Here is a 12,986-nt window from a genome sequence, read left to right as displayed (position 1 = left end):
CATTGCTGGTCCTCGTGCGGTCTTCGGTGGCGCGGTTGGCGCGATAGTCGCCGCGCACCACCAGCTTCGGGTTGAAGGCGTCGGCGGCGACCCGCAGGTCGAACTTCTGCGCGATCCGTTGCAGGTAGGCGCTACGGATTCCACGGTTGTTGCGCAGGCCAAGATAGACCGCGTCGCTCAGGCTGAGGTCGATCACCTGCTCGCTGAGCAGTACCGACCTGCCCTGCTCGCGGGCCATGCTCGGTACGTCCGGACTCAGAGCCGGGTTGACGCTGGCCGCCACCGGAAGAGCGGCGACCAGCCACAGCACGCCCAGGCCCCACCTATTCATCGCGCAGCGCCTCGACCGGTTGCAGGCGAGCCGCCGAGACCGCCGGATAGAGCCCGAAGAACAGCCCCACCAGCAGGGTACTGCCCATCCCCAGCGGCAGGGCCGCGTAGGCCAGAGAGAAGGTCCAGCCGGAGAACCTGGCGTAGAGATACGCAGCCGCCACGCCGAGCACCGCGCCCGACAGCGCGCCCGCGGCGGTCAGGGTCACCGCCTCGATCAGGAACAGGTTGCGGATGTCCCGCTGGCGCGCGCCCAGCGCCATGCGCACGCCGATTTCCCGGCGGCGTTCGGCGACACTCATCAGCATCACGTTCATCACTCCGACGCCGCCGCCGAGCAGGGAGATGATCCCCAGTCCGGCCAGCAGGTAAGTGAAGGTCCGGGTCTGCCGCTTGAGTCCATCGAGCACCTGCTGCGAGACCTGGACCTGCGCCTCGTGGCCGGGCAACCGCGCCGTCAGGGCCGCGCCCAGGGCCGCGCCGACGCTATAGACGTCCGCTCCCGGCGAGACCCGCGCCACCACATGGCTGACCTCGGCGGCCGGCTGCAGGCGCGGCATGCCCGGCGCCGGCACGAACAGCGAGTCGTTGGCGGCGAACGGCAAGAGAGCGGCGCTGGCCTGCGGCTGGAGAATGCCGATCACGCGAAACAGATAGTCGTTGACCGTCAGTTGCTCGCCGAGGCGCAGCGGATCGCCGGGCGCCCCCAGGGCCTCGGCGATTGTCGCGCCCACCACCACGTAGGTGTCGTGATCGTCGAAGTGCGAGAGGAAACGTCCTTCGCGCAGCCGTAGCCTGGCGGCGGCTGCGAGCCCGGCGCTGGCGCCGACGATACTGGCGTTGCTGGTGCGTCCGTGAAAGGTCACCGGGGCCGAGTACAGGCCAAGCGCCGCCAGGTGCTCCAGACCGGCCACGTCGCGGAGCAGCGGTTCGGTGTCGAGCGACGCCGGCATCGGCATCGGCGCCTGCGGGGCGAACGGGAACTGCACCACCAGGGTGTCGGTGCCCATGTCCTTGAAGATGCTCATCGCTTCGTCGGTCGCGTTGCTGCCGATGTTCAGCATCGCGATCACCGATGAACAGCCCATGACGATACCCAGCAACGCCAGCAGCGAGCGGCGCCCCAGCCCGCGAAGACTGGCGAGGGCCTCGTGAAGCAATTGCCGGGGCGACGGGCTGGCGCTCACCGGCAGGCCTCCGCCAGGTCCTCGTGCACCTCGCCATGCCGCACTGTCAGTTGGCGCCCGAGACGGGCGGCCAGGCCGGGATCGTGGGTGACCACCACCAGGGTCACCTGGCGCTCGCGGTTGAGCGTGAGAAGCAGCTCCAGCACTTCTTTCGCGGTGCTCGCGTCGAGGTTGCCGGTTGGTTCGTCGGCGAGGATCAGCGCCGGCTCGCCGACCAGCGCGCGAGCGATGGCGACGCGCTGCCGCTGGCCGCCGGAGAGGTCCGCCGGACGATGGCCGGCGCGCTCGGCCAGGCCGACCCGGGCGAGCATCGCCTCGGCCCGCTCCAGTGCCTCGCGGCGCGGCATCCCTCGATAGCTCAGGGGCAGCGCGACGTTGTCCAGCGCGTTCAGCCGCGGCAACAGGTTGAAGCTCTGGAAGACGAAGCCGATCAGGCGGTTGCGGATCGCCGCCAGTCGGTCCCCGTCGACGCTGAAGATGTCGTGCTCGGCGAAGCGGTAGGCACCGCTGTCCGGGCGGTCGAGCAGGCCGAGGATATTCAGCAGGGTGCTCTTGCCCGAGCCCGACGCGCCGACGATCGCGCAGCTTTCTCCGGGAAAGATGTCCAGGCAGACGTCTTTCAGTATCTGCAGCGGCTGCCCCCCCAGGAGGTAGCCCTTGCCGATCCCCCGCAGGGAGATCAATGGTTCGTGCTTGTTTGTTGTTGGCATTCGCACCCGACCGCTCGCATCCCTTCAAGGCCCGCCCGGTCGTACCGCCGCAAGGCCGGCGATACAGGCCGAACGGCCATACTGCTGATGATGGAGACAGCGCACAAGCCGCCACCACCGGCAACGCTACCCCGAGGCGCCAGCGCCGAGCGAAGGTAGCGGCTGGTCCGCCCGGCCAATGCCGGTACTCGATTCCGCCGGGCTTCGCCATATGGCGCGGCCTCTCCGGGCAGGCGGTATTGAGCGCACGGATCGGCTGCGCAGACCACTAGCAGAGCTGACACCATCGCGGCCGTCGATGCACCCCCATCTTTAGTTAGGTGAAGGCTCAGGCATGCTGCGTGGGAGCCTCCCCCGGGTACCGCCGATGGAGGTGTCCCTGCGCAGTTCCCATGTTCCCCAGCGCATGGCTCGTTGAATTCCAGGCATGAAAAAACCGCCGGCCGGCAACGCCGGCGGGCGGTTTCTCGAGGGCGCGCTTACGCCAGTTTCTTGTAGCGCACGCGGTGCGGCTGGGCCGCGGCGTCGCCCAGGCGCTTCTTGCGGTCCGCCTCGAACTCGGTGTAGTTGCCTTCGAAGAAGGTCACCTTGCCATCGTCCTCGTAGGAGAGGATGTGGGTGGCGATCCGGTCGAGGAACCAGCGGTCGTGGGAGATCACGATGGCAGCGCCGGGGAAGTCCAGCAGCGCTTCTTCCAGCGCGCGCAAGGTTTCCACGTCGAGGTCGTTGGACGGTTCGTCGAGCAGCAGCACGTTGCCGCCCTGCTTCAGGGTCAGGGCCAGGTGCAGACGGCCACGCTCACCGCCGGAGAGGTCCTTGACGAACTTCTGCTGGTCGGCGCCCTTGAAGTTGAAGCGACCGACATAGCTGCGCGAGGGGACTTCGTAGTTGCCGATCTTGATCTGCTCGAAACCGTCGGAAACCTGCTCCCACACGGTCTTGTTGCCTTCCAGGCTGTCACGGCTCTGGTCGACGCTGGCGATCTGCACGGTCTCGCCGATCTCGATGGTGCCGGAGTCCGGCTGCTCCTTGCCGGTGAGCATGCGGAACAGGGTCGACTTGCCCGCGCCGTTGCCGCCGATCACACCGACGATAGCGCCCTTGGGAATGCTCAGGGACAGGTTGTCGATCAGCACGCGGTCGCCGTAGCCCTTGGTCACGTTGTGCAGTTCGATGACCTTGTCGCCCAGGCGCGGACCGGCCGGGATGTAGATCTCGTTGGTCTCGCTGCGCTTCTGGAATTCCTGCGACTGCAGTTCCTCGAAGCGCTGCAGGCGCGCCTTGGACTTGGCCTGGCGGCCCTTGGCGCCCTGGCGCACCCACTCCAGCTCGGCCTTCATGGCCTTGGCGTGGGAGGCTTCCTGCTTGGCTTCCTGGGCCAGGCGGGCGGCCTTGGATTCCAGCCAGCCGGAGTAGTTGCCTTCGAACGGGATGCCATGGCCACGGTCGAGTTCGAGGATCCAGCCGGCGACGTTGTCGAGGAAGTAGCGGTCGTGGGTGATCGCCACCACGGTGCCGGGGAAGTCGTGCAGGAAATGCTCCAGCCAGGCCACCGAGTCGGCGTCCAGGTGGTTGGTCGGTTCGTCCAGCAGCAGCATGTCGGGAGCCGACAGCAGCAGGCGGCACAGCGCTACGCGGCGCTTTTCGCCGCCGGACAGGTGCTCGACCTTGGCATCCCACGGCGGCAGGCGCAGGGCGTCGGCGGCGACTTCCAGTTGGCGTTCCAGGTTGTGTCCGTCGGATGCCTGGAGGATCGCCTCCAGCTTGGCCTGCTCGGCGGCCAGGGCGTCGAAGTCGGCATCCGGCTCGGCATAGGCGGCATAGACCTCGTCCAGCCGCGCCTGGGCCTGCTTGATCTGGCCGACGGCCTCTTCGACGATGTCGCGCACGGTGGCCTGCGGGTCCAGCTTGGGCTCCTGCGGCAGGTAGCCGACGTTGATCCCCGGCATCGGCCGGGCCTCGCCTTCGATCTCGGTGTCGACGCCGGCCATGATCCGCAGCAGGGTGGACTTGCCCGCGCCGTTCAGGCCGAGCACGCCGATCTTGGCGCCGGGGAAGAACGACAGGGAGATGTCCTTGAGGATTTCACGCTTGGGCGGAACGATCTTGCCGACCCGATGCATGGTGTAGACGTACTGAGCCAAAACGAGCACCTCATGAAGAAAAGGAAAAAAACTCGGCCAAGTATATGACAGACCGAGAGAAAGCTGGCCAGCCACCCCGGTTTTCGTGGGGCGAGGCGCTTTGCCGGCGAATGTTCGCCGTCCGATTCCAGGCCGCTACGGTGACGCTGAGCAGCGTACTGGCCGCCCTTACTGTCTCCGCTACCCTCGTCCTGTCAAAGGCGTTCTGCCTGAGCGAGGCGGCGACCATCGCCCCGTGCGAGGTCTGGGTGGGCCTGACACTGCTCGCGGCCATGGTGCTGCCTCTCAAGACCTGACGCGAAGCAAGGCGTGGGGAGATCCAGCCTGCTACAATTGATCCAAATCAGTCTCAAAAGAACAAAAAAAACCTCAAAAATGACACTCGCTCCCAGATCCGCCCAGCTACCCGACTCCCCGCACAGGGACAGTCTCGACCCAGCGCCAACCCCGTCGTCTCAGGACCAGCGTCTGCTCAAGGCCCTGGCCACCGCGATGGTCAATCATCCGCGCGCCACCATGGGAGAACTGGCGGAACTGGCAGGAGTGAGCAGGGCAACCCTGAACCGTCATTGCGGTACCCGCGAAGGTCTCAAGCAGCGCCTGGAAAGCCATGCCAGGAGTACCCTCGAACGCCTCACCCACAGCGCCGCCCTGCAGCGCCTGGAGGCGCGGGAAGCGCTACGCGAGCTGATCCGGGAACACCTCGCCCAGCGCGACCTGCTGGCGCTGCTGATGTTCGAGCAGAACCCGGGACGCCAGGCCGGGCATGGGGACGCCAGTTGGCAGTCCTATGTCGAAGCCCTGGACGCCTTCTTCCTGCGCGGCCAGCAGAAGCGTGTGTTCCGTATCGATATCAGCGCGGCGACCTTCAGCGAACTCTTCATCGTCCTGATCTACGGCATGGTCGATGCCGAGCGCCGCGGTCGCGCGGCCAGCGCCGGGTTGTCCGCCACGCTGGAGGAGCTGTTCCTGCGTGGCGCGTCGAACCCCGCACAACCTGCCAGCCCTTGAGCGGGCGGCAGTTGCCACCCGCTAGCACCGTTTCCCACACGTTTACCCGCTCAACTCCTGCCGCCTCGATGTACCACCAGGCTCCGTCCCTCGTCCCAGCCTCCGCCGAGCGCGCGGAACAGGTCGACCAGGGCGATCTGCCGCTGGGTGCTGCCGTCGATGAAGGCGATCTCGTTGAGGAAGCTGCTGCGCTGCGCATCGAGGTAGCGCAGGTGGTTGTCGACGCCACTCTCGTAGCGTGCCTTGGCCAGCTTCAGGGCTTCGTTGCTGCTGTTCGCCAGGGCGCGCAGGGCCTTCTCTTCGCGACGCAGGGTATCGCTGGCCGCCAGGGCGTCGGCGACCTCGCGGAAAGCGGTCTGGATGGTCCCCTCGTAGGCAGCCACCGCCGAATCCTTGCGCGCCTCGGCCAGGCTCAGGTTGGCACGGTTGCGCCCGCCATCGAAGATCGGCAGCGTCAGCGTCGGCAGGAAGCTCCAGGAGCGCGAGCCGCCATCGAACAGGCCGGACATTTCCGCGCTGGAGGTGCCGAAGCTGCCGGTCAGGCTGATGCGTGGGAAGAACGCCGCGCGCGCCGCGCCGATATCCGCGTTGCGCGCCCGCAAACGATGTTCGGCGGCAAGGATGTCCGGGCGTCGCTCGATCAGCTCGGACGGCGTGCCGGGAGCGATGTCCTGCAGCAGCTTCGGCCGCTGCCCCGGACTCCGCGGAATCGCCTGCGCGGCATCGTCGCTGCCCAGCAGCAACACCAGCGCGTTGAATGCCTGCTGTTTCTGCCGCAGGTTGCGCTCCTGCTCGGCGCGCGCCTGCTCCACCAGGCCAAGGGCTTCCTGGTAGTCCAGCGCGGTGGCGGCGCCGGCCGCGCGGCGCTGGTCGATCAGGGCGAAGGAATACTCGCGGCTGACCAGGGTCTGACGGGTCAGCGCCAGGCGCCGCAGGGCGCCGTCGTAGCTCAGGTAGGCCTGGCTGACCTCGGCGACCAGGGCGATCCGTGCCGCGCGCGCTGCCTCCTCGCTGGCCAGGTACTGTTGCAGGGCTGCGTCGGTCAGGCTCTTGACCCGACCGAAGAGGTCCAGTTCGTACTCCGGCAGGGCCAGCCCGACCTGGTAGCTGCTGGCCACTTCCGAGCGATTGCCGGCGGACAGGTCGGCCGGCTGCCGCTGGCGGTTGCCGGTGGCAGCGGCATTCAGGCCCGGAACCCGGTCGGCGCGCTGGATTCGGTACTGCGCGCGGGCCGCCTCGATATCCAGGAGGGTCTGGCGCAGCGAGCGGTTGTTATCCAGGGCCATGTCCACCAGGCGGCGTAGTTCGGCATCGACGATGAAACTCTTCCAATCCAGCGTGTCGATCGCCGCGCCCTGGCGCTGGGCGGCGGCGCCGCTCCAGCTGTCGGCCACCGGCGCGGCGGGACGTTCGTAGGTCGGCGCCATGGAGCAGGCGCCGAGGGTCAGGGCGATCAGCAGCGCCGATACGCCGAAAGCAGGTTTGCGCATCTCGTTCACTCCCCGGCCGAAGCGGCCTGTTCGATGGGTGCCGGCTTGCTGCGCAGCAGCGACAGCAGCCAGACGAAACAGATAGGTACGAACAGCACGCCGAGGAAGGTGGCGCTGAGCATCCCGCCGATCACTCCGGTGCCGATGGCACGCTGGCTCGCCGCGCCGGCACCGCTGGCCAGGGCCAGGGGTATCACGCCGAGGATGAACGCCATGGAAGTCATGATGATCGGCCGGAAGCGCAGGCGCGCGGCCTCGATGGCGGCGTCGCGCAGGCTATGCCCCTGCTCCCAGAGTTCCTTGGCGAACTCGACGATGAGAATCGCGTTCTTCGCCGAAAGACCGATGATGGTGATCAGGCCGACCTTGAAATACACGTCGTTGGACATACCGCTGACCATCACCGCGAGCACCGCGCCGATGGCGCCGATCGGCACGATCAGCATCACCGACAGCGGGATCGACCAGCTCTCGTAGAGCGCCACCAGCAACAGGAACACCAGGATAGCGAGGGCGAACAGGCTGGTGGCCTGCCCGGCGGAGACCTTCTCCTGATAGGACAGGCCGGTCCACTCGTAGCCGATGCCGGCCGGCAGCTGCGCGGCCAGGCGCTCCATTTCCGCCATGGCTTCGCCGGTACTGAAGCCGGGCGCGGCGTCACCGACGATGCGGATCGACGGGTAGCCGTTATAGCGCACCAATTGCACCGGTCCCTCTTCCCATTTCACGCTGACGAAGGCGCTGAGCGGTACCAGGTTGCCAGCAGCGTTAGGCACGTATAGCTCGAGCACGCTTTCCGGGGTCATCCGGTTGCCCTGTTCGGCCTGGATCACCACCCGCTGTTGGCGCCCCGCATTGGTGAAGTCGTTGATCACCTCCGAGCCGAAGGCAGCGGACAGCGTGCCGCTGATGGTCTCGAAGCTCACCCCCAGGGCGCGGGCCTTCTCCCGGTCGATCAACAGGCGCAGTTGCGGCGCTTCGGCCAGTCCTTCCATCATCGCGTAAAGGAATTTCGGGTTGGTCTGGATCTCACCAAGAAGAGTATCGCGAGCCTGCAGCAGCGCTTCGCGGCCGACCCCGCTACGGTCCATCAGGCGCAATGCGAAGCCGCCGGAGTTACCCAGACCGTTGATCGGTGGCGGCGACACGGCCATGACCGTGCCATCGTCGGGCAGCGCGAAATGCTCGTTCAGCACGGCGATCTCGGCGGCGGCCGACTGCTCGGCGCCTCGCTCGGACCAGTCCTTGAAGGTCGGGAAGGCCAGCGCGGCATTGTCGCCCTGGCCGGAGAAGCTGAAGCCCGAGATCAGGAACACCGAAGCCACCGCCTCGCGGGACTTGAGGAAGCGCTCGAGCTCCTCGCCGGTGGCATCGGTGCGCACGCGCGAAGCGCCAGGCGGCAGTTGCACGTCGACCACCATGTAGCCGAGGTCTTCCGCCGGCACGAAGGCTTCCGGCAGGCGCAGGTAGAAGTAGCCGAGCATGGCCACCAGGCCGGCGTACACCAGCATGAAGCGTCCGGCGCGCGCCACCAGCTTCGAGTTGAGCAGCGAATAGCGCTCGGTGACGCGGGCGAAGCCACGGTTGAAGGCGCCGAAGAAGCCGCGCTTCTCGTGGTGCCCTTCGGGAATGGGCTTGAGCAGCGTGGCGCACAGCGCCGGGGTGAAGGTCAGGGCGAGGAAGCCGGAGAACAGGATCGAGACCGCCAGCGACACCGAGAACTGCTGGTAGATCACCCCCACCGAACCGGCCATGAAAGCCAGCGGCAGGAACACCGCCGAGAGCACCAGGGTGATGCCGACGATGGCGCCGGATACCTGCTTCATCGCCTTGACCGTGGCCTCGGCCGGGGAAATCCCCTCCTCCGCCATGATCCGCTCGACGTTCTCCACCACCACGATGGCGTCGTCCACCAGGATGCCGATCGCCAGGACCATGCCGAACATGGTCATCATGTTCACCGAGAACCCCAGCAGGTACATCACCATCAGCGTACCCAGCAGGCACACCGGCACCACGATGGACGGGATCAGGGTGTAGCGGACGTTCTGCAGGAACAGGAACATCACCAGGAACACCAGGACCATCGCTTCGATCAGGGTGTGGATCACCTTCTCGATGGCCACGTCGACGAAGCGCGAGGTGTCGTAGGGCACGCTGTACTGCATGTCCTCGGGGAAGAACGCCGACAGTTCGGCGAGACGCTGTTTCACCAAGGTAGCGGTCTGGATCGCGTTGGCCCCGGGCGACAGCTGGATAGCCCCGCCCACGGTGGGCGTGCCATTCAGTCGCGAGGAAATGTTGTAGCTCTCCTTGCCGAGTTCCAGGCGCGCGACATCGGCGAGCCGGACCAGCGAGCCGTCCTCGTTGGCGCGCAGCACTACCTGGCCGAACTCCTGCGGATCGTCCAGGGTGCCCTTCACCGCCAGGGTCGCCGTCAGCTCCTGCGCGGAACTGCCCGGTGCGCTGCCGAAGGCGCCGGCCGGCACCTGCACGTTCTGCCCGCGGATGGCATTGCTCACGTCGTCGATGGAGAGGCCGAAGCCCACCAGCTTCTGCGGATCGATCCAGACCCGCATGGCCGCCTCGGAAGAGAAGAATTGCAGCTTGCCGACGCCCGGCAGGCGCCGCAGCTCGTTGTTGATATTGCGCGCGGCGTAGTCGCCGAGGGCGGTGGTGTCGCTGCGCTGAGCGCCTTCCTTGTAGCTGAGCGCATAGATCAGCAGGAAACCGGCGCTGGTCTGCTCGACCTGCAGGCCCTGGGTCAGCACCGCCTGCGGCATGCGCGCCTCGGCTTTCTTCAGGCGGTTCTGCACGTCCACCTGGGCCAGGTCCGGATCGGTGCCCGGCTCGAAGGTGACGACGATCTCGGCGGTGCCGTTGGAGTTGTTGGTCGACTCGAAGTAGAGCAGGCCCTTGGCGCCGTTCAGCGACTCCTCGAGCACACTGGTGACGGAGTCCACCAGCACCTTCGCCGAGGCGCCGGGATAGGTGGCGGTGATGGTGATCTGTGGCGGCGCGACATTGGGGTACTGCGCTACCGGCAATTTGGAAATGACCAGCAGGCCGGCCAGGGAGATGAACAGGGCCACCACCCAGGCGAAGTTCGGCCGCTTGATGAAGAATTCGGACATCGGAAAATCCTCGGGGCGAACCCGCCCTTACTGTTGCGGCGCAGATGACTGGGCTTGCGCCTGGGCACCATCCGGCTTCGGCACGATCTTCACCCCCGGCTGCACCGCAGCCAGGCCGCCGACTATGACCCGGTCACCCGGCTCCAGGCCCTCGGTGATCTGCCAGCGCGAACCCTGCATGACGCCGGTACCGACGCTGCGCGCCTCGGCGCGCTCGTCGGCGCCCACCACCATCACCTGGGCGCTGCCGTCGCTGGAGCGGCGCACGGCCCGTTGCGGCACCAGGATCGCCTGGTTGTCGATGCCCTGGGGCGTACGTACGCGCACGTACATGCCCGGCAGCAGGACCCCGTCGGGGTTGGCGAACTTGCCGCGCAGGGCGATCTGGCCGGTGCCGCGATCCACCGCCACGTCGGCGAACTGCAACGCGCCCTGGCGCTCGTAGGGCGTCCCTTCGACGCGCAGGGTCAGCGCCTGGCTGTCGCCGGCGGCCAAGGTGCCTTTCTTCAGGGCGTCGCGCAGGCGCAGGGCCTCGGCCGCGGTCTGGGTGAAATCCGCATAGATCGGATCGAGCTGCTGGATACGCGCCATCAGCGTCGCCTCGCCCTGCCCGACCAGCGCGCCCTCGGTCACCAGCGCGCGGCCGATGCGCCCGGAGATCGGCGCAGTGACCGAGGCGTAGCCGAGGTTCAGGCGCGCGGTCTCCAGGTCGGCCTGGGCCGAGCGGGTCGCCGCCTCGGCGCTGCGCAGGTCGGCGGTGGCGGTATCGAAGTCCTGCTGGCTGACCGCCTGGATCTTCACCAGCGGCTCGTAGCGACGCACCCGCGCCTGCGCCTCGAACAGCACCGCGCGGTTCCGCGCCAGCTCGCCCTCGGCGCGCGACACCGCAGCCTTCAGCGGTGCCGGATCGATCTGGAACAGCAGGTCGCCAGCCTTGACGTCGGCGCCCTCCTCGAAGCGCTTCTGCACGACGATGCCGGCCACCCGCGCGCGCACCTCGGCGACCCGCACCGGTTCGATCCGCCCAGGCAGTTCCGAACTCAGCGCCAGGGGCTCGGCCTGCACCGTCAGGACCTCCACCGGCAACACCATTTCGGCGACCTCCTGTCGCTCTTCCGCCGGCCCACAACCCGCCAACGCGATGGCCATAGCCAACGCCCCGATCCTTCCTATTGCACGCAAATCAGCCATGACCCACCCGACCGTTGATTGAAAACGGATCGAATGGTACTTTTTCGAGCTAATTGAGTCAATATTGTCTCAAATGATCTTTTGTCATCTAATTCCTTTGGACGCGAGGCCAGTTTTCTGCACAATGCGCACAATCGGAAAAACCAACCGGGACCCATCGATGACCCTGATTTCCCATGACGAGCGACTCATCAAGGCACTGGCAGTCGCTATCGTCGACCGCCCGCGAGCGACGCTGAAGGAACTGGCCGAGGCGGCCGGCGTAAGCAAGGCCACCCTGCACCGCTTCTGCGGCACGCGGGACAACCTGGTGCAGATGCTCGAGGACCACGGAGAGACCGTGCTGAACCAGATCATCCAGGCCTGCGACCTGGAGCATGCCGAGCCTCTGGAGGCGTTGCAGCGCCTGATCAAGGAACACCTCACCCACCGCGAGCTGCTGGTATTCCTGGTATTCCAGTACCGCCCGGACTTCCTCGACCCGCACGGCGAAGGCGCACGCTGGCAGTCCTACCTGGAAGCGCTGGACGCCTTCTTCCTGCGCGGACAGCAGAAAGGCGTGTTTCGCATCGACATCACGGCAGCCGTGTTCACCGAACTGTTCATCACCCTGGTCTACGGCATGGTCGATGCGGAACGCCGCGGTCGGGCGGCCAGCTCCAATTCCGCGCATACCCTGGAGCAGATGTTCCTCCACGGCGCTTCCAATCCGGCGCGCTCCTGACCCTTGCGCCCGCGGCGGCGCCCCTCTCGTCGCCGCATGGCACGGACCGATCCGCGTGCCGTCGACTTCGGCCGCCCGGAGGCCTGCTCGACACTCGGGAAGATCAGTCGTCACCGGTCCTGCGACAAAGTGCCTCGACAGCCGGAAAGGACCGTGACGCTCGTCGGCGATACTGGCACTTGGCCTTGCTTCCGGGCATCCTAACTGTCTACCGAATCACACCTCCCCCAGGAATTCCGGTCAGTGTCGACCCCCTCGCTAACCCCGTCGCCGCCTCCCGCCGGCGACCCACTGACCGTACCCGACCGACCGGCAGCCAAGGCTGGCCTGCTGTTGCTGGTCCTGTTGATGCTCGGCCTGCTGCTCTGGCAGATGAGCCAGGAGCTGCGCCAGCAGGAAGGCTTCGAACACGAGCGAGCCGCGGCCCAGCTCGATCGTCTCAACGACCGCCTGTCCCTGACCCTCGAACTCAAGGCGCGCACCGCCCTCGCCCTGCTCCCGGGCGTGCCCCCCAGCGAGCGTGGCGAGATCCAGAACAGGCTGTTGCCACGCATCAGCGATGCGCTGCCACAGGTGCGCCAGTTGCAATGGGTGGACAGCGCCCCGCAGACGGGCAGCCCGTCGCCGGAAACGACGCTGCCCGAGCAGTTGCGCCAGCACGCCGGCTCCGGCCTCTACCACTATTGCCTCGACCCGCGCGACGGCGAATCCCTCTACCTGACCCTGCGCGAACCCGGCAGCCGCCGCGACAGTGGCTTCTGGCTGTTGCACCTGGCCAGCGACAGCCTCGCCCAGTGGAGTCCCGACCTCCCCACCGGCAACCTGCTCTGGCGCCTGGAAGACCAATACGCCGGGCGGGTGCTCTGGCATACCCCAGGGAGCACGGCGCTGCTCGACGACATGCAGACCCTCGGCGTGGAACCGCTGCGCAACAGCGACTGGCAGCTTCGCGGGCTCTACGACAGCACGCGAGTGCGGCTCGGCCTGCTGCCGGGAATCGGCGGCGAGCTGGCGATCTTCCTCCTGCTGGTCGGCGTCACCGTGTACATGCTGCTGCGCCTGCAC

At 67.1% G+C, this 12,986-nt stretch carries 9 protein-coding genes and 2 pseudogenes; 4 read left to right on the top strand and 7 right to left on the bottom strand.

Annotated features, from left to right (window positions below; translation table 11 throughout):
• From FFS27_RS17870 to ettA, 4 genes and pseudogenes are all read right to left on the bottom strand, one after another.
• Window positions 1–331: pseudogene (locus tag FFS27_RS17870) on the bottom strand (TolC family protein); the annotation flags it as partial.
• A complete protein-coding gene (locus FFS27_RS17865; RefSeq protein WP_003116279.1) occupies window positions 324–1,517 on the bottom strand; it encodes an ABC transporter permease in 1,194 nt (397 codons plus the stop codon). The gene FFS27_RS17865 and the pseudogene FFS27_RS17870, both read right to left, overlap by 8 nt.
• A complete protein-coding gene (locus tag FFS27_RS17860; RefSeq protein ID WP_003116280.1) occupies window positions 1,514–2,200 on the bottom strand; it encodes an ABC transporter ATP-binding protein in 687 nt (228 codons plus the stop codon). Before FFS27_RS17860 ends, FFS27_RS17865 begins: the two co-directional genes overlap by 4 nt.
• Before the next feature lie 506 nt (window positions 2,201–2,706).
• Window positions 2,707–4,371 (bottom strand): energy-dependent translational throttle protein EttA, encoded by a 1,665-nt coding sequence (ettA, locus tag FFS27_RS17855; protein ID WP_021264104.1) that lies wholly within the window; start codon window positions 4,369–4,371, stop codon window positions 2,707–2,709.
• A 110-nt stretch (window positions 4,372–4,481) separates the two neighbouring features.
• On the opposite strand from ettA, the gene FFS27_RS17850 reads away from it, so the two are divergent.
• Both FFS27_RS17850 and escR read left to right on the top strand, forming a co-directional pair.
• Window positions 4,482–4,667, top strand: a complete 186-nt coding sequence (locus tag FFS27_RS17850) for a hypothetical protein (protein ID WP_169311245.1) — start codon at window positions 4,482–4,484, stop codon at window positions 4,665–4,667.
• A 196-nt stretch (window positions 4,668–4,863) separates the two neighbouring features.
• Window positions 4,864–5,382, top strand: coding sequence for a TetR/AcrR family transcriptional regulator EscR (gene escR, locus FFS27_RS17845; protein WP_021264102.1), 519 nt, complete (start codon window positions 4,864–4,866; stop codon window positions 5,380–5,382).
• Between the two features lie 50 nt (window positions 5,383–5,432).
• On the opposite strand, the gene oprJ is transcribed toward escR, so the two are convergent.
• The 3 genes from oprJ to mexC are packed head-to-tail and all read right to left on the bottom strand — an operon-like array spanning window position 5,433 to window position 11,197.
• Window positions 5,433–6,872, bottom strand: a complete 1,440-nt coding sequence (oprJ, locus tag FFS27_RS17840; RefSeq protein ID WP_003112802.1) for a multidrug efflux transporter outer membrane subunit OprJ — start codon at window positions 6,870–6,872, stop codon at window positions 5,433–5,435.
• Between the two features lie 5 nt (window positions 6,873–6,877).
• Window positions 6,878–10,006, bottom strand: a complete 3,129-nt coding sequence (gene mexD / locus FFS27_RS17835) for a multidrug efflux RND transporter permease subunit MexD (RefSeq protein WP_137952121.1) — start codon at window positions 10,004–10,006, stop codon at window positions 6,878–6,880.
• A 27-nt stretch (window positions 10,007–10,033) separates the two neighbouring features.
• Window positions 10,034–11,197, bottom strand: coding sequence for a multidrug efflux RND transporter periplasmic adaptor subunit MexC (gene mexC / locus FFS27_RS17830; protein ID WP_023657821.1), 1,164 nt, complete (start codon window positions 11,195–11,197; stop codon window positions 10,034–10,036).
• 160 nt (window positions 11,198–11,357) lie between these two features.
• Between mexC and nfxB the strand changes: the two genes are divergently transcribed.
• Together nfxB and FFS27_RS17820 are read left to right on the top strand one after the other, a co-directional pair.
• The gene (gene nfxB, locus FFS27_RS17825) at window positions 11,358–11,921 is read left to right on the top strand and encodes an efflux pump transcriptional repressor NfxB (RefSeq protein WP_003094842.1); all 564 of its coding nucleotides are present in this window, start codon (window positions 11,358–11,360) and stop codon (window positions 11,919–11,921) included.
• Between the two features lie 243 nt (window positions 11,922–12,164).
• Window positions 12,165–12,986, top strand: a pseudogene (locus FFS27_RS17820) (GGDEF domain-containing protein); the annotation flags it as partial.

Source organism: Pseudomonas sp. 2VD (assembly GCF_005503585.1).
In the GTDB taxonomy this organism is placed as follows: domain Bacteria; phylum Pseudomonadota; class Gammaproteobacteria; order Pseudomonadales; family Pseudomonadaceae; genus Pseudomonas; species Pseudomonas aeruginosa.
The sequence above is the reverse complement of the archived record's forward strand: the minus strand, read 5'-3'. Positions and strand labels throughout refer to the sequence as shown.

Bases quoted from the DNA above. Each gene is read 5' to 3' on its own strand.
- FFS27_RS17850 (WP_169311245.1), top strand. From the start codon at position 4,482: ATGTTCGCCGTCCGATTCCAGGCCGCTACGGTGACGCTGAGCAGCGTA.
- escR (WP_021264102.1), top strand. From the start codon at position 4,864: ATGGTCAATCATCCGCGCGCCACCATGGGAGAACTGGCGGAACTGGCA.
- oprJ (WP_003112802.1), bottom strand. From the start codon at position 6,872: ATGCGCAAACCTGCTTTCGGCGTATCGGCGCTGCTGATCGCCCTGACC.
- mexD (WP_137952121.1), bottom strand. From the start codon at position 10,006: ATGTCCGAATTCTTCATCAAGCGGCCGAACTTCGCCTGGGTGGTGGCC.
- mexC (WP_023657821.1), bottom strand. From the start codon at position 11,197: ATGGCTGATTTGCGTGCAATAGGAAGGATCGGGGCGTTGGCTATGGCC.
- nfxB (WP_003094842.1), top strand. From the start codon at position 11,358: ATGACCCTGATTTCCCATGACGAGCGACTCATCAAGGCACTGGCAGTC.